A 16,892-nucleotide genomic window follows, 5' to 3' on the forward strand; every position below is an offset into this window, starting at 1 on the left:
CTTGCCGTATCCGCGACGGGTGCATCCATACCCGTCACCGCGTTTCGCGTCATGACCCGAGGCAGGAGCCGTATGCGGCAATTCCGCAAGTACGGATCTGTGCGGGGGGTGTTGGGTAACCGGCATTCCTACCGCGACCCCTGCCGCGCCGGCCCTGCGGGCTACCTTCGGTTTGACGGTCAAATTGGGCGGCTGCGCAACTCGCCCTAGCGGGGTGCACACCCCGCACCCCACCGCGGAACTCAGACAGTGCTCGCCTTCACCCCAATTTGTCCGCCAAACCGAAGCGGCGCAGAAGGGGGTTTGGGTTTTGTGGGCGTAGCCCGTGCTTTAGAAACCCTCCCCGAGGGGAGGGCTGGGTGGGGTGGGGCGGGGTTGGGTTGGATTTTCAGTCCCCTTGATTCGCCGCCGAGCAGCACAGCCGCCCGGCTCGGCGAGCAGCGCAGGGAACCCCGAAGGGGCGGTGGATGGGAGTCGCCTTCTTTGGTACACCCTTTCTTGGCGAAGCAAGAAAGGTGTACAGCCAGCCGCCGGGCTGCCCCCGGCACCTAAATCAACCGCGCAGAGCGCGTCAACCTTAACTCATTACCAGAGCTTGAAAACCTCATTGAGGTATTCAGAAAAAAAATAGTAAGCCGTCAGTCCAGTCATCACCAGAACAAGCAAGATCAATGCTGTGATGACGGACCATTTGGTGATGGGACTGGGTTCAGAGGTTGTTTTCGTTTCCGGCTTTTCTTCTTTCTTCGGATGCCAGCCAAACATTTCAGGCAGGTGGATGTCCATGATGTTGCCCTCCAGAAACAATTGCGGAAAAATCATGGCTTGGCGCATGCCAAGCCTAACTATTTGACTCGGCCATTCGCTTCTTGTTCCGTATTTTTTAGTTGCTAGGCTTGCCGCGATGCTTCCTGCCATTCGGCCAGCTTCCTGCGCATCCGCTTGTAATGCGAGCCGCGCCAGTAAATCCGGCCGCAGTTCGGGCAGGCCAGCAGCTCATCCTGCGGCTGGCGAACATCATCCGGCGCCTGCTGGGCGTGTTCTGGGGTGGCGGGCTGGAGCGGGGTGTTGTCCATCAGGCAGCGGGTGAAGGCGTGGCTCAGCCAGTCGATGTCGAATTGTCCGCTCAGGACTGCCGCCTGGAGGTCGAGCGAGCCGAAGGGGAGCTGGATGACGCGGCCTTTGGCGGCTTTGTGTTCGGTGATTTTGCGGTCGGCGGTGAGCAGCCAGCGGCCTTCGTCGATTGCTTCGCGCAGGATTTCCGCGTCGGTTGCGGACTCGACGGCCAGGGTGGTGTCCAGGCCGGCGGCGCGCAGGTAGCGGGCCAGGTGCGCCAGCATCACGTCACACAGGAAGCGGGGAGCAGATTCCATAAGACTATCTATAATAATAAAGCAAAAGGGGGTTGTTCACTTTAACTTGCATAGATAGAAGGAGAAGCACGATGTCCAAAAGATTATGGTTGTTGCCGCTGGCTGCGGGGATGATAGCTATGTCACCGCTGGTTGTCGGCCAGGATCAAACCCGCCAGCAGGACCAGGTTCGAACTCAGGACCAGGAGCAGGTATATGGCTCGCAGTTGATGACGCAGGAAGAACGCACGGCTTACCGCGCCAAAATGCGCGCGGCAAAAACCCAGGAAGAGCGTGAAAGAATCCGCGCCGAACACCACGAGCAGATGAAGGTGCGTGCCAAGGAGCGAGGCGTTACCCTGCCGGATGAGCCTCCAGCGAGGGGCGGAGGTATGGGTCCTGGTGGCGGCATGGGCCCAGGGGGTGGTGGCATTGGTCCCGGCCCCAGAGGGCGCTATTGATTTGTTGAGGTGATGCCTTCTGACTTTCCTTCCCCCGGCGAGGGGGAGGGGGTGGAATGTCGTTCCCAATGCGATGAGTAAATATACGGATTCCTGGGCGCGGTCGCCATGCGTCCACACCCTGAAAAGGGGTGAGTCTATTGGCGCCCGGTGCTGCCGAAGCCGCCGGAACTGCGTTCGCTCTCTTCAAAAGTTTCAACGACATTGAATTCGGCGTGGATCACCGGGACGATGACCATCTGCGCGATGCGCTCCATCGGGTTGAGGATGAAGGGTGTATGGCCGCGGTTCCAGCAGGAAACGAAGAGCTGTCCCTGGTAGTCTGAGTCGATCAGGCCGACCAGGTTGCCGAGTACGATGCCGTGCTTGTGGCCCAGGCCGGAGCGCGGCAGGATCATCGCCGCCATGCCGGGGTCGCAGAGGTGGATGGCGATGCCGGTGGGGATCAGATCGGTCTGCCCGGGATGGATGGTCATGACGTGCTCGATGCAGGCGCGCAGGTCGAGTCCCGCCGATCCCGGCGTGGCGTAGCTGGGCGGGTGCTGCCTGAGGCGCTCGTCGAGAATTTTGACGTCGACTTTCTTCAGATTCTTTTTCATTTCAAGCCTCGTTTTTATTTCCGGAATGATGATATAGCTTGGCGACATGCTTGATCAGCTGTCTCGCCAGCACGATTTTCGGCGCGCGCGGCAGCGGATGGGTGCCTTCGTCGTCGAACAGGATCAGCTCGTTGTCTTCCTGGCCGAGGGCGTCCTGCACCATGTTGGCGGCCAGCAGCGGCAGATTTTTCCGGCGCCGCTTCATCTCGGCGAATTCGTAGAGGTTCTCGCTTTCCGCCGCGAAGCCGACGCAAAACGGCGGGTTTGGCAAGTTCATCACGTTGGCGACGATGTCGGGATTGGGCGCCAGTTCCAGCGTGAGGATGTGGGCGTCCTTCTTGATCTTCTGCTCGCTCGGGTTGAGCACATAATAGTCCGCAACCGCTGCGACGCTGATGAAGATGTCGGTTTCGGCAATTTCCTGGTTGACCGCTTCGAGCATCTGCTGGGCGCTGGTGACGGCAACGGTTTTCGCTGCCGTGGGCGGGCTCAGGCAGGTCGGGCCGGAGACCAGGGTGACTTTTGCGCCGGCTTCGATGGCGGCGCGGGCGACGGCGTACCCCATTTTGCCCGAACTCAGGTTGGTGATGGCCCGCACCGCGTCGATCGCTTCGTAGGTCGGCCCGGCAGTGACCAGAACGCGTTGGCCTTTCAGCAGCTTGGGATGCCAGAACGATTCGATGTCCTCAAGCAGAGTTTCCGGCTCCACCATCCGTCCCATGCCGGTTTCGCCGCAGGCCTGAGGGCCGCTGGCCGGGCCGAGGATGGTGACGTCGTCGCGCTTGAGCTGGGTGATGTTGCGATGGGTGGCAGGGTTGTCCCACATTTCGCGGTTCATCGCCGGGGCGACCAGGAGCGGGCAGGCGCGCGCCAGGCAGACGGCGGAGAGCAGGTCATCCGCGGCGCCGTGCGCGAGCTTGGCGATGAAATCGGCGCTGGCCGGGGCGATCAGCACCGCGTCGGCGCCGCGCGTGACGTCGATGTGCGCCATGCCGCCGGCCGACTGGCCGTCCCATAAGTCGGTCAGCACCGGCTTGCCGGAGAGTGCCTGGAAGGTGGCCGGGGCGACGAAGTGGCGGGCCGCTTCGGTCATGATCACCTGCACCTCGATGCCGTTTTTCACCAGCAGGCGGGTAAGCTCTGCGGCCTTGTAGGCGGCCACGCCGCCGGTGACGCCGAGAACCAGGCGTTTTTTCGCTGAATCGGTCATAATCCCTTCATTCTACTTGAAACAAAAAGAATTTTCATGGCGATAACGGATTGGCCGGAAGGCGAACGACCCCGGGAGAAGCTCCTGCAGAAAGGCGCGTCCAGCCTGTCGGACGCCGAGTTGCTGGCGATCTTCCTGCGCACCGGGCTGCCGGGGAAAAGCGCGGTTGACCTGGCGCGGGAACTGCACGGGCGCTTCGGTGGCCTGAACGCGTTGTTCGCGGCCGGCGAAAAGGAGTTTTGCCAGACGCCGGGCATGGGTGCGGCGAAATATGCCCAGCTGCAGGCGGTGCTGGAGATGGCGCGGCGCGCGTTGCAGGAGGACATCGCACAGCGCGATGCCCTGTCCTCGCCGCAGGCTGTGCGCGACTATTTGAGGCTCCGGTTGCAGGGCTTGCCCCACGAAGTCTTTATGGCCCTGTTCCTGGATGCGCAAAATCGCGTCATAGTCAGCGAGGAACTGTTTCGCGGTACGCTGACCCAGACCAGCGTCTACCCACGCGAAGTCGTCAAACGTGCCCTGCACCATAATGCGGCAGCGGTGATCCTGGCCCATAACCATCCTTCCGGCGTGGCCGAACCCAGCAATGCCGACCAGGTGCTGACCCAGGCGCTGAAAAATGCCCTGGTTCTGGTGGACGTCCGGGTGCTGGATCATTTCATCGTTGCCGGAAGCAGCTTGGTGTCGTTCGCGGAGCGGGGGTTGGTGTAACCCCGTTTAAAAATAATCCAGGAAAAAAATATGGTGAGCCGGTTTTGCGGTCAGCCCGTCTGGCACTTTCCAAGACCGCCGGACACAGAACCGCACGTCCGGTGGCGGCCGGCTTACCAGAACTTCCAGAAGCTTTTCCTGGTGGAACCGCGCGCCACCCCTTTGGAAAGGAAATAAGGCACGTAGGCTTTGTCGGTCTCCAGAATGTGATGCGACAACCAGCCGCGCAGAAAATGGAGCAACTCGAAGCTGACGTTGACCTTGCCGCTTTTGAGCTTCTGCTGGAGCTCCACGACCTGCGTGATCAGCTTGTCATGTTCCTCATGGTGATCCTCATATTCCGGATAGCCCAGAATGCGCATCAGACTCTCTTCGACCGTGAAATGCACCCGGGTATATTCGACCAGTTTGTCGAGAATCTCCATGCACGCCGCGGAGCCGTGCTTTTCATGGATCGCGGTATGGAGCTGATTCAACAACCCCACCAGCGCCTTGTGCTGATTGTCGATTTCCTCGATACCCACACACAGTGTGTCACTCCATTCCATTAGTTCATTCATTATTGTATATACCTATAAGACGATAAAAGGATATTAATATCATGTTTTATGGCAAGAATAAATACAGGAACATTGATCGCGGTCAACCTTAGAGTATTTTCCTGAGTTGAACGCCACATCCCGCAGAAATGGCAGGGACTGCGATCAGTTCAATCCTTCGCAAAACTGCCCTATCAATCAAACGGGGTTCGCAGGGAAGGGCGATTTGTCGCCCAACTCGCAAAATTCTGCGCGATCATCGTGCGAATTTATGAAACATCCGGGCTGGTCAGTGTAATTTTCTCTTGAGTTGTCGGGCGAAAATATGGTATAAATCGCGTTTTTCGTAATTCACTATTCTATTTCTGGAGCAATACCATGGCCCGCGTATGCATGATCACCGGCAAGAAGCCGATGTCGGGGAATAACGTCTCCCACGCCAACAACAGGACTAAACGTCGTTTCCTGCCGAACCTGCAAAATCGCAAGTTCTGGGTGGAAAGCGAAAACCGCTGGGTGAGCATGCGCCTTTCCTGCGCTGCTTTGCGCACCATTGACAAGAACGGCATCGACGCCGTGCTGGCGAAGCTACGCGCTCGCGGCGAAAGCATTTAAGGGGCTGAAAAATGGCAAAAGGCGGACGCGAGAAAATCAAACTGGAATCCACTGCTGGAACCGGTCACTTTTATACTACCGACAAGAACAAACGCACCATGCCGGAAAAGATGCTGATCAAGAAATTTGATCCGGTGGCACGCAAGCACGTGGACTACAAGGAAACCAAACTGAAGTAAGCTAAGCTAAGCGCTTTCTTCAGGTATTGCCCAACAAAAAACCCGCTTCGGCGGGTTTTTTGTTGTCTGTTACTCCGGTACGCAATCGTTGGAATTAGCCGGGCTGGTTGCCGATGATGCGGATATCTCTTTGCGGGTAGGGGATTTCGATACCTGCAGCCTGGAACTGGCGCCAGATTTCCAGGTTTATATCCGAGCGCAGGTTGAGCTGGCCTTCTTCCGGGTCATTGATCCAGATGCTCATTTCCAGGTCGATGCCGTTTTCGCCGAATGCCTTCAAGAAGGTTTTGGGTTCGGGGTCCTTGAGCACGCGCGGGTGGTTTTCCGCTGCCTGCCGCATGATGGTCATGGCCTTGTCCAGATCGCTTTGGTAGCTGATCTGCACCGGGATGCCGATGCGCATTTCTCGGTTGGAGTAGGAGTGATTGAGGACGGTGGAGGTGATCAGGGTGTCGTTGGGGATGATCGCCTCGGTACCGTCACCGCTGCGCAATACCAGGTAGCGGGCGGTGAGCTGCGAAACCGTGCCGAAGCGGTTGTCGACGGTCAATACATCGCCGGGATGGATGGAACGGTCGATCAGGATGATGAAGCCGCTGATGTAATTGCTGGCGATTTTTTGCAGGCCTAAGCCGATGCCTACACCCAGGGCGCCGCCGAATACCGAAAGCACGGTGATGTCGATGCCGGCCAGGGGCAGTGCGACCAGGATGCCGAGCACGACCAGCATGGCGCGGAACAGCTTGGACAGCACTACGCGCAGATTCATGTCCAGATGTTCTGTGGCCATGACCCGGTTTTCGAGCACCCGTCCCAGCCACATCGCCGCCAGCACGGTGACAAGGACGGACAGAATGCCGCTCAGGATGGTGAGCAATGAAATTTTCTGCCTGCCGATGTGGAAGTTGAGCTCGTCCATGGCATCCAGGATTTCGGGGAGAAATCCGGTGAGGTGCAGGGCGAGGCCGATCCAGATTGTCGTGGCAATGAAGCGTTCGGAACTGTGTAGCCAACCGCTCGGGGCGAAAATCTTGCGCAGGGCATAGACGGCAAGGCGGACCAGTGCCAAGGCCAGGAGCAGGGAAGTGGCGATATTCAGCAGATTGATGGAGTGCCAGTTCTTGAGCACGGTTTTCCCGATCACCACCAGCAGCAGTGCGACCAGCGGAAAAGCTACCCGGGAAACCCCGCCCAGGCCCACTTTGATTGCGCCTTCCGATTTGGGCAGGCGGCTCCTTAACAGGCGGCTGAAACCCCAAGCCAGCACCAGGCTGAATCCCAGTACCGCCAGCTGCCACAGTATCTTGGTTTGTTCCAGATCGGAAAGAAGCTCTGTCAGCAGGTTGTGAGTACTCTGAGGCATGGGGTGGTTTGAACAAGAGTGAGAGGACTAAATTCTAGCATGGCCGGACAGCCGCCCGGAGTGTTCCGGCTTATAGCCACTTTCTCTTGCGGAAATAAACCTGCATGGAAATGCCGACGGTCGCCATTAGCAGCAGCACCGCCGGGTAGCCCCAGGTCCATTCGAGCTCCGGCATGTGTTTGAAGTTCATGCCGTAGACGCCGGCGAGGAAGGTGAGCGGCATGAAGATGGTGGCGATCACGGTGAGGACGCGCATTACCGAATTCATGCGGTTGCTGACGCTGGACAGGTAGATGTCGAGCAGGCCGGCGGCGAGGTCGCGGAAGGTTTCCAGCGTGTCGATGATGTGGATGGTGTGGTCGTAGATATCGCGCAGGTAAATCCGCGAAGTTTGCTCGAAGAAGGCGGACTCGCCGCGTTCCAGCGCGCTGATCACGCCGCGAAAGGGGAAGATGGCCTTGCGCAGGTAGATCAGTTCGCGACGGAGTTTATGGATTCTTTGCAGGGTTTTAGGTGTGGCATTGGCAATGACTTCCTCCTCGAGCGTATCGATTTCTTCTTCCCGTTTTTCCAGTACCACGAAATAGTGATCCACCACCGCATCGAGCAGTGCGTAGGCGAGATAGTCCGCCCCAGCCTTGCGGATGAACCCTTTGCCGCTTTTGATGCGCTCCACGATGGGGTCGAAGATGTTGCTATTCTGCTCGCGGAAGGACAGCACGAAATTCTTTCCCAGGATCAGGCTCACCTGTTCGGCGGCGATTTCCCCGCGGTCGTTGAGGGACAGCATTTTCAGCACGATGTAGACGTAATCGCCGAAATCCTCCATTTTCGGGCGTTGGTCGGTGTTCATGATGTCTTCCAGCACTAGCGGGTGCAGCCCGAAACATTCGCCGATCCGCTGAAACAGGTCGATCTGGTGGATGCCGTCGACGTTGACCCAGGTGATACCTGAGGCTGCCCTGGCGGCGCAGTACTCCTCGGTAGCCTCCGTTTCCTTGTCGAAAAAGCTGGATTCGTCGTAATTGATCAGCCTGATGCGTATCTTTTCGCTCCGTTTTTTCCCGATATGAACCAGCGTGCCGGGTGGCAGGCCGGCTTTTTTCGAGCGCTTGGCGAATTTTGTCATGTTTCCTCCGCAGTGTCGGAAATTCAACCGTTAGCGTAATACATTGGGAATGAGAAGGCCATTTGTAGATTCTGCGCTCCGAATCAATAGAACCGCGCGGTGAGGCTCAGGCGCAACGCGCGCGGTTCGGCCGGATGGGTGTGGATGTCGGCCACGCCTGCTGCCGGTTCACCGGGCAGGCGGGAAGTGTAGTAGTAGTCGATGTCGCTGACCTGGCGGTTGAATAGGTTGTGGATGTCGAGCGCGGCTTGCCACTGCTTGTCTAATTTATAAGCGGCGCGGGCATCGACCAGGGTGGAGGAGTTCGAGCGCACGCTGTTGTCCTCGATCAGCGGGCGCGGGCCAAAATAGCGCAGGCGCAGGCCGCCGTGCCAGCCCCTTTCGGATTCGAGCGCAACACCCACCGACAGGGTTTTTTCGATGGCGCCGGGGATGCGGTCGCCGGCCGGGTCGGCATCGTTGTAGTGCGCTTGCGAGATGGCCAGGTCGGCGTCCAGTGTCAGCCAGGAGCTGGGCTGGTAGTAGTTGGCCCACTCCACCCCGGTGCGGCGGCTCGGGCGGCTCGGCTCGGTGGTGCCGGCATCGCCGGTGAAGAGCAGCTCCGAGGCGGTATCCAGCCGCCACAATGCCACGGCGCTTTGCCACCCTGGCAGGGGTACGGCGCGCACGCCGACTTCCGTGCCTCTGGTGCGCACCAGGGGCGTGACCGGGCTCGCCGGGGCGATAATTTTCGGGTCAAGGGTGAGGGTTGCGCCGCGCGCGTCGTTGCTGTGGAACCCGTAGCCGAAATTGGCGTAATACTCGGTTTTGTTCCACGGCCCGAAAATCAGGCTCAGCTTGGGGCTGAAGATGTGGTCGCCGATATCGCCGGAGTTGGCGGCCAGGTTGCTTGTCACGTGAAAGCGGTAGAAGTCGGCGCGCAGGCCGGTGACGCTGCGCAAGTGCTCGCTCCACTGCACCGTCGCCTGATACCAGGGCGACAGGCTGGTCTCCACGACGCGGTCGGCGCGTACGGTGGAAAGCTGCTGCTGCGCTGCCGTGTGGTAGAGGCCGACGTTGAGGATGTTGTCGTTGCGCGCTTGCAAGCCAATGTTCTGCTCGACTTCGCGCCCATTCCACCTGCCGAACCAGGCATGGCTCAGCGCACCGCCGGAGGTCACGCGCCGGTCGGCCTGTTCGAACTGGTCGCCGTTGACCGGGTCGTCGAGGAAGTGGGTGAAATTGGAGAACAGGTTGAGGCGGTAGCCGATCAGATAGGCGCTGGCCTGGGTGGCTGTATCGCTGCCGGTCTCGCGCCAGTTGCCGGAAAGGCTGTAGCGGCTGGTCTTGCCGCCGTCGGTCGGGTCGATCGCGCCGTAGCGCGAGATCAGGCCGCTATCCAGGGCGCGCTGCGGCACCTGGTCGGTGGCGTTCCAATCGGCCTGGTAGGCCATCGCCGCGAGGTCGAAGCCGTTTTGCGCCGTGCCGCGACTGTAGCGCAGTACGCCGTTGAGCTTGGCGAGGCCTTCCGGGTTGTCCCACGGACCGTCGTTGCGGAATGCTTCCAGCGCCACCAGCAGGCAGCCGTCGGCAAGCTGCGGCGAGGCCGCCGTCAGCAGGCGGCGGTAGCCGAAATTGCCCACGCCGAGCTCGGCAAGGTCGCTTTTCAGCCGGTCCACATAGCCGATATGCACCGCGCCGGCGGCCGAGAAATCGCCTTCCTCGGCGGAGTAGGGGCCTTTCTTGTAGCGCATTCCGGCGACCAGTTCGGGGATCAGGAAATTGAGGTCAGCATAGCCTTGGCCGTGGGCGTGGGTCGGCATGTTCACCGGCATGCCGTCTAGCGTCACGGCCAGATCGGTGCCGTGGTCGAGGTTAAAGCCGCGCAGGAAATACTGGTTCGCCTTGCCGTCACCGCTGTGCTGGGTGACGATGACGCCGGGCACGGCCTCCAGAATTTCGCCGGGGCGCAGCAGCGGGCGGTCTTCCAATTGCCTGGCGGTGACAGTGCCTTGGCTGGCGGTATCCGCCACGCCGACCAGGTTTTCCGCAGCATCCGTGACCACGACCTCCTCCAGGGTCTGGATGCCGCCCGCCGTGGCGAGTGGGCTGGCGATCAACGCCCACGTAAGAAGAAAAAGTTTTTTATCATATCGCATGGCGAAGCGGTCACTTTGGAATAAAGTTATTCAGATTTCGCTATTGGAGGGATGCGGTGTGAGTGCGACAGCCTGTCGGTGTGCCAGGCGCAGGGCAAGATAAAAGCTCAATGCCACGGTGCCGATCACGGCGAGGCCCATCAGCAATTCATGGCCTTCGCTGCGGGTGGCGACAACGGGAAAGAAATATTTGGCGATGCCGAACAGGCCGACCATGATGCTCAGGCCGCCTACCGCCAGGCCCATTACCCGGGAGGCGACGAGAGCGCGCTCGTCGGTGCGGTTGAGCAGGCGCGAAATCCACAGGCCATTGATGCCGTCAGTGGCGATCATGCCGAGCATGAATGCCATGCCGAGTACCGCCGAGAACATCCAGCCCGCCATGCTGGAAGCCGTCAGGGAAAACAATGCAGTTTGGCTGAGGGTGTCGAAGGAAAGTGCGAACAGAGCGCCGACGCAGGCGATCAGAACGGGATGGCTGGCCTGGTTGAGTTTGCCCAGCCAGCGGCCTTTCAGCCCGACCGTTCTGACCACTTGGTCGGGACTGGTCCTGAAAACGGTGGCGAGGTTGACCGCGCCCAGCGCCAGCAGGAACAGGATGGAAATCCATGCCCCCAGATCCTCGACCCAGGCCGGGATCTCCCAGCGTCGGGCGACAACGCCGACCAGCACCGCTACCGCCATCACCACGGCGCCGTGGCCAAGCGAGAACAGCAGGCCCGACCAGCGCGACAGGTGCGGCTTGTTGTTGGCGGCGTTGAAGCGGGTCAGGCCGTCGATGGTGGCGAGGTGGTCGGGGTCGAAGCCGTGCTTCAGCCCCAGCACGAATACCAGTGCCAGCAGCGCGAGCCAATCATTGGGCAAATTTTCCATCCTCTGTTCCTTGAGGTTATGATAACTTGAGAAATTATCATACAAGTTTCGTGCCAAATTTACAGCGCCTTGAATTGTGTGGAATTTCAGAGTCAATTTGGTCGGTGGGGTGGAAATTTTATTTGCATAATGAGAACCATCTGGCAGATGAACTTTCATTGTGAGCCGATAATTCTTTAGGATGTGCTCTGCGCACAAAACCCGAATGGTGCGCGTGGCGCACCCTACGCGGCTTTTCAGTGTAGGGTGGCATTTATATTGCGTGAAGGAACGTTATGGAACGCTTTACCATTTCCCTGGATGAATCGCTGGCGCGGCAGTTCGATGAGCTGATCAAGAATCGCGGCTACCTCAACCGCTCCGAGGCGGTGCGCGACATGCTGCGCGAGCAACTGGAGACGCGGCGCATCCGCAGCGCCGAGGCGCCTTACTGCATCGCCAGCCTGAGCTATGTCTACAACCACCACGAGCGCGACCTGGCGGCGCGGCTGACGAGCCAGCAGCACGCCCAGCATCAGCTCAACCTGTCCACCATGCACGTCCATCTCAACCATGACGACTGCCTGGAAACCGTGATTTTGCGCGGCCCGACCGCAGAGGTGCGAGCCTTTTCAGACAGCATTATCGCCGAGCGCGGCGTACGTCACGGCCAGCTCAACCTGATCCCGGTCAGTCTGGATGTGGAAGAGCACGATCACGGCGTGCATTCCCATCTGCACAGCCATCCCAATACCTGAATCGACGCAACGAAATGTCTACTGCCATCCCACCGGAACCCGCGGATAACCATCACGTGCACCATGAGGCGCTGGTCGCGGCGCAGTTCTGCCCGGTCGACGGCATTGGCGAATCGACCTGGATTGAAGTCATCCGCAAGATGGACGAGGTTTATTCCAACCTGCTGCAGTATCAGGTGGCGTTGGAAGAGAAGAATGTTGAACTGGAGGAAACCCAGCAATTCGTTTTCAGCGTCCTCACTTCGATGTCCGACGTGCTGATTGTGTGCGATCTGTATGGCAACGTGGTGGAGGTCAACCGCGCACTGGTCAACCTGGTCGGGCGCGGCGAGAGCGAGTTGCGCGGCAGTCCGGTGTTCGATCTCTTCGCCGACGAATGTTCGCGCGAGAAGGCGAGAAACGCGCTGGCCTCGCGTAGCCCCGTAATGCAGCTCAAGGAATGCGAGGCGCAGATGCTCGGTGCGGCGGGTGAAACCATTCCGGTGGCCCTGAATTGCGCGCCGCGCTATGACCTGCGCGGGCGCGAGGCCGGCTTCGTCATGGTGGGGCGGCCGGTGGGCGAATTGCGCCGCGCCTACCAGGAACTGAACGACACCCACGAGGCGCTGAAACGCGCGCAGCAGCATCTGGTGCATTCGGAAAAAATGGTGTCGCTGGGTCGCCTGGTAGCGGGCGTGGCGCACGAGCTCAACAATCCGATCAGTTTCGTGCTCGGCAACATCCACGCGCTGCAACGCTACAGCCAGCGTCTCAAGAGCTACCTGGATACGATCCACGGCGGCGCCAGCGAGGCGCAGTGCGAAGACCTGCGCAAGGAACTGCGTATCGACCGCATTCTGTCAGATCTCGAATCCCTGATCGAGGGTACGGTGGAAGGCGCCGAGCGCACCCGCGACATCGTCGAGGGCCTGAAGCGATTTTCCGCCAAGGACAAGGACGAGTCGAGCCAGTTCAACCTGGCCGAGGTGATCGCCAAGGCGGTGCACTGGGTCACCCGCTCATCATCCGCGCAATGCCGGGTGAGCTGCGAGCTGCCGGACGATATCCCGGTATTGGGCAACCCTGGCCAAATCCAGCAGGTGGTGATCAACCTGGTGCAGAATGCTCTCGACGCAACCCGCGGCAGGGAGGTGCCGGCCCTCGATATCGGCGGCAGGATCGCCGACGGCCAGGTTGAGATATCCTTTCGCGACAACGGCCCCGGCATCGAACCGCAACACCTCAACCGGGTGTTCGACCCGTTCTTCACCACCAAGCCGGTGGGTAAGGGCACCGGCCTCGGCCTTTCCATCAGCTACGGCATCATCGACCGCCACGGCGGGCGGCTCTCCGTCGCCAATCATGCCGACGGTGGCGCTGTGTTCTCCCTGCGTCTGCCGCTCGCGTGAAGCAGCGCGGCTGCAAAGTTACCTTCCAATCGCTTCAATAAACTGTAATTCCGGTTTGCTGCCGGGACTCGTGATTTTTCGTTTTCACATGTCAACCCATTGTTTAATAAAAAATTGTTTTTGTGGCACGGTTTTTGTTAGCACTTGAGGTGTGTTGCAAACGATAACGAGGGGTTGAGGCTATGGATGAGAACACCATTGGAAACGATGTAAGCATTATCGCGCTGGAAAACCGGTTGGGCATTTCACGGCGCAGCTTCATGCAGCTGTGCGCGGCGATGGCGGCGACCATGGGCTTGCCAACCGGGGCAGACGCGGCGATTGCCGCCGCGGTGGCGGGCAAGAAGCGTCCCTCGGTGATCTGGCTGCACTTCCAGGAGTGCACCGGCTGCACCGAGTCGCTGTTGCGGGCCGAGCATCCGACGCTGGAGAAGCTGATTCTGGACGTGATCTCGCTCGATTATCACGAGACCCTGTTTGCCGCTGCCGGCCACCAGGCCGAGGCTGCGCGCAGGGCGGCGATGAAGGCCAACAAGGGTAAATACCTGCTGGTGGTGGAAGGTGCGATTCCGACCAAAAACAATGGCATCTATTGCAAGATCGGCGGCCAGACCGCGATGGACATGCTCAAGGAATGCGCCGCCGACGCCGCCGCGGTGGTGGCGATCGGCAGTTGCTCTTCGTGGGGCGGCATGCCCTCCACGCCGCCGAATCCCACCGGCGCTTCGAGCGCGGGTGAGGTGCTGGGCAAGGTGATTCCCAATATTCCCGGCTGCCCGCCCAACCCTTATAACTTCCTTTCCACCGTGGTGCATTTCCTTACTTTCGGCAAGCTGCCCGATGTGGATCACCTGGGCCGTCCCAAGTTCGCCTACTCCCGCCTCATCCATGAAAACTGCGAGCGCCGCGCTCATTTCGACGCCGGCCGCTTCGCCATGGAATTCGGCGACGAAGGGCATCGCAAGGGCTACTGCCTGTACAAGCTGGGCTGCAAGGGCCCTGAAACCTATGCCAACTGTCCGTCGATCCTGTTCGGCGACGTCGGCAACGCCAGCTGGCCGGTCGGTACCGGCCACCCCTGCATCGGCTGCACCGAGAAGGGCATCGGGTTCGCCAAGCCGATCCACGCCTTGGCAGAGCTGAAGACGGTGGTGCCGCCGGTCGGTTTCCCGCGCATCGTCGAGGAGCAGGGCAAGGGTGCCAGCATTGGAGCGATCGCGTTGACCGCTGCGATTGCCGGCGCGGCGGCGGGCGCCGGCGCGATGCTGGCGAAGAACCTCGGCAAGGACGTCAAGGTCGATGAGGGCGAGACCGCCAAGAAGCAAGAGGAAAGGACCGAATCATGAGCATCAACCGGCGCGATTTCCTGAGAGGGGCGCTGGCCGGAGGCACCTTGCTGGCGGCGGGGGCGCCGGCCGAGGCGCGCCCCAATAAGGCCATGCCGCCCGAAGCGGTGGGGCTGCTTTACGACAGCACGCTGTGCATCGGCTGCAAGGCCTGCGTGGCGGCCTGCAAGGAAGTCAACGGCATGCCGCCCGAGTTTTCCACTCCGGAGCAGTATTGGGATACCCCTCTCGATATTTCCGGCAAAACCCTCAACGTCATCAAGATGTACAAGGACGGCACCGGCGAGACCAAGGACAGCGAGAAAAACGGCTATGCCTTCATGAAGGTGTCCTGCCTGCACTGCGCGGACCCGTCATGCGTCTCCGCTTGCCCAGTGTCGGCGATGACCAAGGACCCGGTCACCGGCATCGTCGGCTACGACAAGGGTGCCTGCATCGGCTGCCGCTATTGCGTCGCGGCGTGCCCGTTCGGCGTGCCGCGCTTCCAGTACGACACCCCGTTCCCGCAGATTTCCAAATGCCAGCTTTGCCGCCACCGCATGGCGGAGGGCAAGTATGCCGCCTGCGCGGAGGTGTGTCCGACCGGGGCGACGCTGTTCGGCAAGGTCAAGGATTTGCACGCCGAATCGAAACGGCGCCTGGCATTGAAAGCGGGCGAGGAGGCGGTGTTCCCGCGCGGCAATCTCAATACGGGCGACCAGTCGCCGCACTCCGCCAGGGCGGCCAAGTATATCCCGCAAATCTACGGTGAAAAGGAGGTCGGCGGCACCCAGATGCTCAAGCTCTCTGCCGTGCCGTTCGACAAGCTGGGTCAGCCCACCTTGCCGGAGCGCTCTTACGCCAGCGTGTCCGAAACCATGCAGCACACGCTGTATGGCGGGTTGTTCGCACCGCTGGCGTTTCTCGGCGTGCTGACCTTTGTCGCCAAGCGCAACGTGAAGGATGATGAAAATGAGGCTGGCCATGAAAAAGATTGAACCGCAGAGACGCAGAGACGCTGAGAAATCCAATACGCTTAACCTGTTTCCCTCTGCGCCTCCGCGCCTCTGCGGTGAAATAAATTGCAAGGGAGGTTCCGATGTCTAACGTATCTCATCCCGCTCCCGCGCCGCTCGGCGGTCCGCTGGTGACGCCGACGACGCTGATCCTGGCGGCGCTGGCGGCGATCGCCTTAATCATCCTGGCCATCCGTTTCTTCTTCGGGCTCGGTGCGGTCACCAACATCAACGATGGTTATCCTTTCGGCATCTGGATCGCCTACGACGTGGTGATCGGCTCGGCTTTCGCCTGCGGCGGCTATACCATGGCGCTGCTGGTCTACATCTTCAACAAGGGCGAATACCACCCGATGGTGCGGCCGGCGCTGCTGGCTTCCCTCTTCGGCTACACTCTGGCCGGCGCTTCGGTGATTTTCGACCTCGGCCGCTACTGGAACTTCTGGCATATTTACTGGCCGGGCTATGCCCAGGTCAACTCGGTGATGTTCGAGGTGGCAGTGTGCATCACGGCCTACATCATCGTAATGTGGATCGAGTTCGCGCCGGCCTTCCTCGAGAAATTCGGCCTCAAGGACGTCAAGCGCAAGCTCAGCAAGGTGCTGTTCTTCGTCATTGCGCTCGGCGTTCTGTTGCCATCCATGCACCAGTCTTCGCTGGGTTCGCTGCTGGTGGTGTTCGGCTACCAGGTTCACCCCTTGTGGCAGACCATCCTGCTGCCGTTGCTTTATCTGATGACGGCGGTACTGATCGGCTTTGCTATCGTCATCTTCGAGGCTTGCCTGTCCTCGTCCGGCTTCAAGCGGCCGTTGGAATTGCACCTGCTGGGCAAGCTGTCGCACCTGATGATCTGGGTGCTGGCGGCCTATCTCGCAGTGCGGCTGGCTGATCTGGTGGTGCGCGGCGCGCTCGGCAGCATGTTCGAGGCGAGTATCGAGGCCATCATGTTCTGGATCGAGATGGCGCTGTTTATCGCGCCGCTGGCGATACTGGCCAAGCCCTCCGCGCGCAGGAATCCGGCCAAGCTGTTCGTTGCGGCTTTGTGCCTGATGCTGGCGGGCTTTCTGCTGCGCATCAATTCCTTCCTGGTCGGCTATGAAACCGGGCCGGGTTGGCACTACTTCCCGTCGGTGCCGGAAATCATGGTTTCTATCGGCATGATCGCCCTTGAGGTACTGGGCTACATCGTGCTGGTGCGTTACCTGCCGATCCTGCCAGGAAAAATCGAGCCGACAGCCGTTGCCGCCCAAAAGTAAT

The 16,892-nt window shown here is 60.1% G+C and carries 19 protein-coding genes; 10 read left to right on the forward strand and 9 right to left on the reverse strand.

What is annotated here, in order from left to right:
• The coding region (locus tag VMV64_RS12410; protein ID WP_325330768.1) for a hypothetical protein at window positions 1-210 on the forward strand (210 nt) is incomplete at its 5' end.
• 375 nt (window positions 211-585) lie between these two features.
• Here the strand turns inward: VMV64_RS12410 and VMV64_RS12415 are convergent.
• Together VMV64_RS12415 and VMV64_RS12420 are read right to left on the reverse strand one after the other, a co-directional pair.
• Window positions 586-918, reverse strand: coding sequence for a hypothetical protein (locus VMV64_RS12415; protein ID WP_325330770.1), 333 nt, complete (start codon window positions 916-918; stop codon window positions 586-588).
• A complete protein-coding gene (locus VMV64_RS12420) occupies window positions 891-1,373 on the reverse strand; it encodes a Mut7-C RNAse domain-containing protein (protein ID WP_325330772.1) in 483 nt (160 codons plus the stop codon). Before VMV64_RS12420 ends, VMV64_RS12415 begins: the two co-directional genes overlap by 28 nt.
• 71 nt (window positions 1,374-1,444) lie before the next feature.
• Here VMV64_RS12420 and VMV64_RS12425 point away from each other — a divergent pair, with 71 nt between their 5' ends.
• The gene (locus tag VMV64_RS12425; protein WP_325330774.1) at window positions 1,445-1,813 is read left to right on the forward strand and encodes a hypothetical protein; all 369 of its coding nucleotides are present in this window, start codon (window positions 1,445-1,447) and stop codon (window positions 1,811-1,813) included.
• Window positions 1,814-1,950: 137 nt separating this feature from the next.
• Here VMV64_RS12425 and dut read toward each other — a convergent pair whose 3' ends face one another.
• Both dut and coaBC read right to left on the reverse strand, forming a co-directional pair.
• Window positions 1,951-2,412, reverse strand: a complete 462-nt coding sequence (gene dut, locus VMV64_RS12430; protein WP_325330776.1) for a dUTP diphosphatase — start codon at window positions 2,410-2,412, stop codon at window positions 1,951-1,953.
• A gap of 1 nt (window position 2,413) precedes the next feature.
• Window positions 2,414-3,622: a bifunctional phosphopantothenoylcysteine decarboxylase/phosphopantothenate--cysteine ligase CoaBC gene (coaBC, locus tag VMV64_RS12435; RefSeq protein ID WP_325330778.1), complete on the reverse strand. Its 1,209-nt coding sequence runs from the start codon at window positions 3,620-3,622 to the stop codon at window positions 2,414-2,416.
• Window positions 3,623-3,658: 36 nt separating this feature from the next.
• Here coaBC and radC point away from each other — a divergent pair, with 36 nt between their 5' ends.
• Complete coding sequence (gene radC, locus VMV64_RS12440; protein WP_325330780.1) at window positions 3,659-4,333, forward strand: RadC family protein; 675 nt, start codon at window positions 3,659-3,661, stop codon at window positions 4,331-4,333.
• A 113-nt stretch (window positions 4,334-4,446) separates the two neighbouring features.
• On the opposite strand, the gene VMV64_RS12445 is transcribed toward radC, so the two are convergent.
• Window positions 4,447-4,893, reverse strand: coding sequence for a bacteriohemerythrin (locus tag VMV64_RS12445; protein WP_325330782.1), 447 nt, complete (start codon window positions 4,891-4,893; stop codon window positions 4,447-4,449).
• Between the two features lie 357 nt (window positions 4,894-5,250).
• Between VMV64_RS12445 and rpmB the strand changes: the two genes are divergently transcribed.
• Both rpmB and rpmG read left to right on the forward strand, forming a co-directional pair.
• On the forward strand, window positions 5,251-5,487 hold the full coding sequence (gene rpmB, locus VMV64_RS12450) for a 50S ribosomal protein L28 (RefSeq protein ID WP_325330784.1): 237 nt from the start codon (window positions 5,251-5,253) through the stop codon (window positions 5,485-5,487).
• An 11-nt stretch (window positions 5,488-5,498) separates the two neighbouring features.
• A complete protein-coding gene (gene rpmG, locus VMV64_RS12455; RefSeq protein ID WP_009206460.1) occupies window positions 5,499-5,666 on the forward strand; it encodes a 50S ribosomal protein L33 in 168 nt (55 codons plus the stop codon).
• 94 nt (window positions 5,667-5,760) lie between these two features.
• On the opposite strand, the gene VMV64_RS12460 is transcribed toward rpmG, so the two are convergent.
• The 4 genes from VMV64_RS12460 to VMV64_RS12475 form a co-directional block, all read right to left on the reverse strand.
• Entirely contained in the window at window positions 5,761-7,029 is a 1,269-nt protein-coding gene (locus tag VMV64_RS12460) for a mechanosensitive ion channel family protein (RefSeq protein WP_325330786.1), read from the reverse strand.
• A gap of 70 nt (window positions 7,030-7,099) precedes the next feature.
• Complete coding sequence (gene corA, locus VMV64_RS12465; RefSeq protein WP_325330788.1) at window positions 7,100-8,158, reverse strand: magnesium/cobalt transporter CorA; 1,059 nt, start codon at window positions 8,156-8,158, stop codon at window positions 7,100-7,102.
• An 83-nt stretch (window positions 8,159-8,241) separates the two neighbouring features.
• Window positions 8,242-10,296 carry a TonB-dependent receptor gene (locus tag VMV64_RS12470; RefSeq protein WP_325330790.1) on the reverse strand — a complete coding sequence of 685 codons (2,055 nt, stop codon included), beginning with the start codon at window positions 10,294-10,296 and terminating at the stop codon, window positions 8,242-8,244.
• A 30-nt stretch (window positions 10,297-10,326) separates the two neighbouring features.
• The gene (locus VMV64_RS12475; RefSeq protein WP_325330792.1) at window positions 10,327-11,169 is read right to left on the reverse strand and encodes a nickel transporter; all 843 of its coding nucleotides are present in this window, start codon (window positions 11,167-11,169) and stop codon (window positions 10,327-10,329) included.
• A 275-nt stretch (window positions 11,170-11,444) separates the two neighbouring features.
• On the opposite strand from VMV64_RS12475, the gene nikR reads away from it, so the two are divergent.
• The 5 genes from nikR to hybB all read left to right on the forward strand — a co-directional run bounded on the left by nikR (window position 11,445) and on the right by hybB (window position 16,891).
• Complete coding sequence (nikR, locus tag VMV64_RS12480) at window positions 11,445-11,906, forward strand: nickel-responsive transcriptional regulator NikR (protein ID WP_325330794.1); 462 nt, start codon at window positions 11,445-11,447, stop codon at window positions 11,904-11,906.
• Window positions 11,907-11,920: 14 nt separating this feature from the next.
• Entirely contained in the window at window positions 11,921-13,294 is a 1,374-nt protein-coding gene (locus tag VMV64_RS12485) for a PAS domain-containing sensor histidine kinase (RefSeq protein WP_325330796.1), read from the forward strand.
• A gap of 182 nt (window positions 13,295-13,476) precedes the next feature.
• The gene (locus VMV64_RS12490) at window positions 13,477-14,640 is read left to right on the forward strand and encodes a hydrogenase small subunit (RefSeq protein ID WP_325330798.1); all 1,164 of its coding nucleotides are present in this window, start codon (window positions 13,477-13,479) and stop codon (window positions 14,638-14,640) included.
• Window positions 14,637-15,617 (forward strand): hydrogenase 2 operon protein HybA, encoded by a 981-nt coding sequence (hybA, locus tag VMV64_RS12495; protein ID WP_325330800.1) that lies wholly within the window; start codon window positions 14,637-14,639, stop codon window positions 15,615-15,617. Before VMV64_RS12490 ends, hybA begins: the two co-directional genes overlap by 4 nt.
• A gap of 101 nt (window positions 15,618-15,718) precedes the next feature.
• Complete coding sequence (gene hybB / locus VMV64_RS12500; RefSeq protein ID WP_325330802.1) at window positions 15,719-16,891, forward strand: Ni/Fe-hydrogenase cytochrome b subunit; 1,173 nt, start codon at window positions 15,719-15,721, stop codon at window positions 16,889-16,891.
• Window position 16,892: the final 1 nt, after the last annotated feature.

This window comes from Sulfuricella sp. (genome assembly GCF_035531155.1).
Taxonomy (GTDB): domain Bacteria; phylum Pseudomonadota; class Gammaproteobacteria; order Burkholderiales; family Sulfuricellaceae; genus Sulfuricella.

What these genes read in the sequence shown, in the direction of transcription:
- VMV64_RS12415 (WP_325330770.1), bottom strand. Translation starts at nt 918, where the DNA reads ATGGCAGGAAGCATCGCGGCAAGCCTAGCAACTAAAAAATACGGAACA.
- VMV64_RS12420 (WP_325330772.1), bottom strand. Translation starts at nt 1,373, where the DNA reads ATGGAATCTGCTCCCCGCTTCCTGTGTGACGTGATGCTGGCGCACCTG.
- VMV64_RS12425 (WP_325330774.1), top strand. Translation starts at nt 1,445, where the DNA reads ATGTCCAAAAGATTATGGTTGTTGCCGCTGGCTGCGGGGATGATAGCT.
- dut (WP_325330776.1), bottom strand. Translation starts at nt 2,412, where the DNA reads ATGAAAAAGAATCTGAAGAAAGTCGACGTCAAAATTCTCGACGAGCGC.
- coaBC (WP_325330778.1), bottom strand. Translation starts at nt 3,622, where the DNA reads ATGACCGATTCAGCGAAAAAACGCCTGGTTCTCGGCGTCACCGGCGGC.
- radC (WP_325330780.1), top strand. Translation starts at nt 3,659, where the DNA reads ATGGCGATAACGGATTGGCCGGAAGGCGAACGACCCCGGGAGAAGCTC.
- VMV64_RS12445 (WP_325330782.1), bottom strand. Translation starts at nt 4,893, where the DNA reads ATGAATGAACTAATGGAATGGAGTGACACACTGTGTGTGGGTATCGAG.
- rpmB (WP_325330784.1), top strand. Translation starts at nt 5,251, where the DNA reads ATGGCCCGCGTATGCATGATCACCGGCAAGAAGCCGATGTCGGGGAAT.
- rpmG (WP_009206460.1), top strand. Translation starts at nt 5,499, where the DNA reads ATGGCAAAAGGCGGACGCGAGAAAATCAAACTGGAATCCACTGCTGGA.
- VMV64_RS12460 (WP_325330786.1), bottom strand. Translation starts at nt 7,029, where the DNA reads ATGCCTCAGAGTACTCACAACCTGCTGACAGAGCTTCTTTCCGATCTG.
- corA (WP_325330788.1), bottom strand. Translation starts at nt 8,158, where the DNA reads ATGACAAAATTCGCCAAGCGCTCGAAAAAAGCCGGCCTGCCACCCGGC.
- VMV64_RS12470 (WP_325330790.1), bottom strand. Translation starts at nt 10,296, where the DNA reads ATGCGATATGATAAAAAACTTTTTCTTCTTACGTGGGCGTTGATCGCC.
- VMV64_RS12475 (WP_325330792.1), bottom strand. Translation starts at nt 11,169, where the DNA reads ATGGAAAATTTGCCCAATGATTGGCTCGCGCTGCTGGCACTGGTATTC.
- nikR (WP_325330794.1), top strand. Translation starts at nt 11,445, where the DNA reads ATGGAACGCTTTACCATTTCCCTGGATGAATCGCTGGCGCGGCAGTTC.
- VMV64_RS12485 (WP_325330796.1), top strand. Translation starts at nt 11,921, where the DNA reads ATGTCTACTGCCATCCCACCGGAACCCGCGGATAACCATCACGTGCAC.
- VMV64_RS12490 (WP_325330798.1), top strand. Translation starts at nt 13,477, where the DNA reads ATGGATGAGAACACCATTGGAAACGATGTAAGCATTATCGCGCTGGAA.
- hybA (WP_325330800.1), top strand. Translation starts at nt 14,637, where the DNA reads ATGAGCATCAACCGGCGCGATTTCCTGAGAGGGGCGCTGGCCGGAGGC.
- hybB (WP_325330802.1), top strand. Translation starts at nt 15,719, where the DNA reads ATGTCTAACGTATCTCATCCCGCTCCCGCGCCGCTCGGCGGTCCGCTG.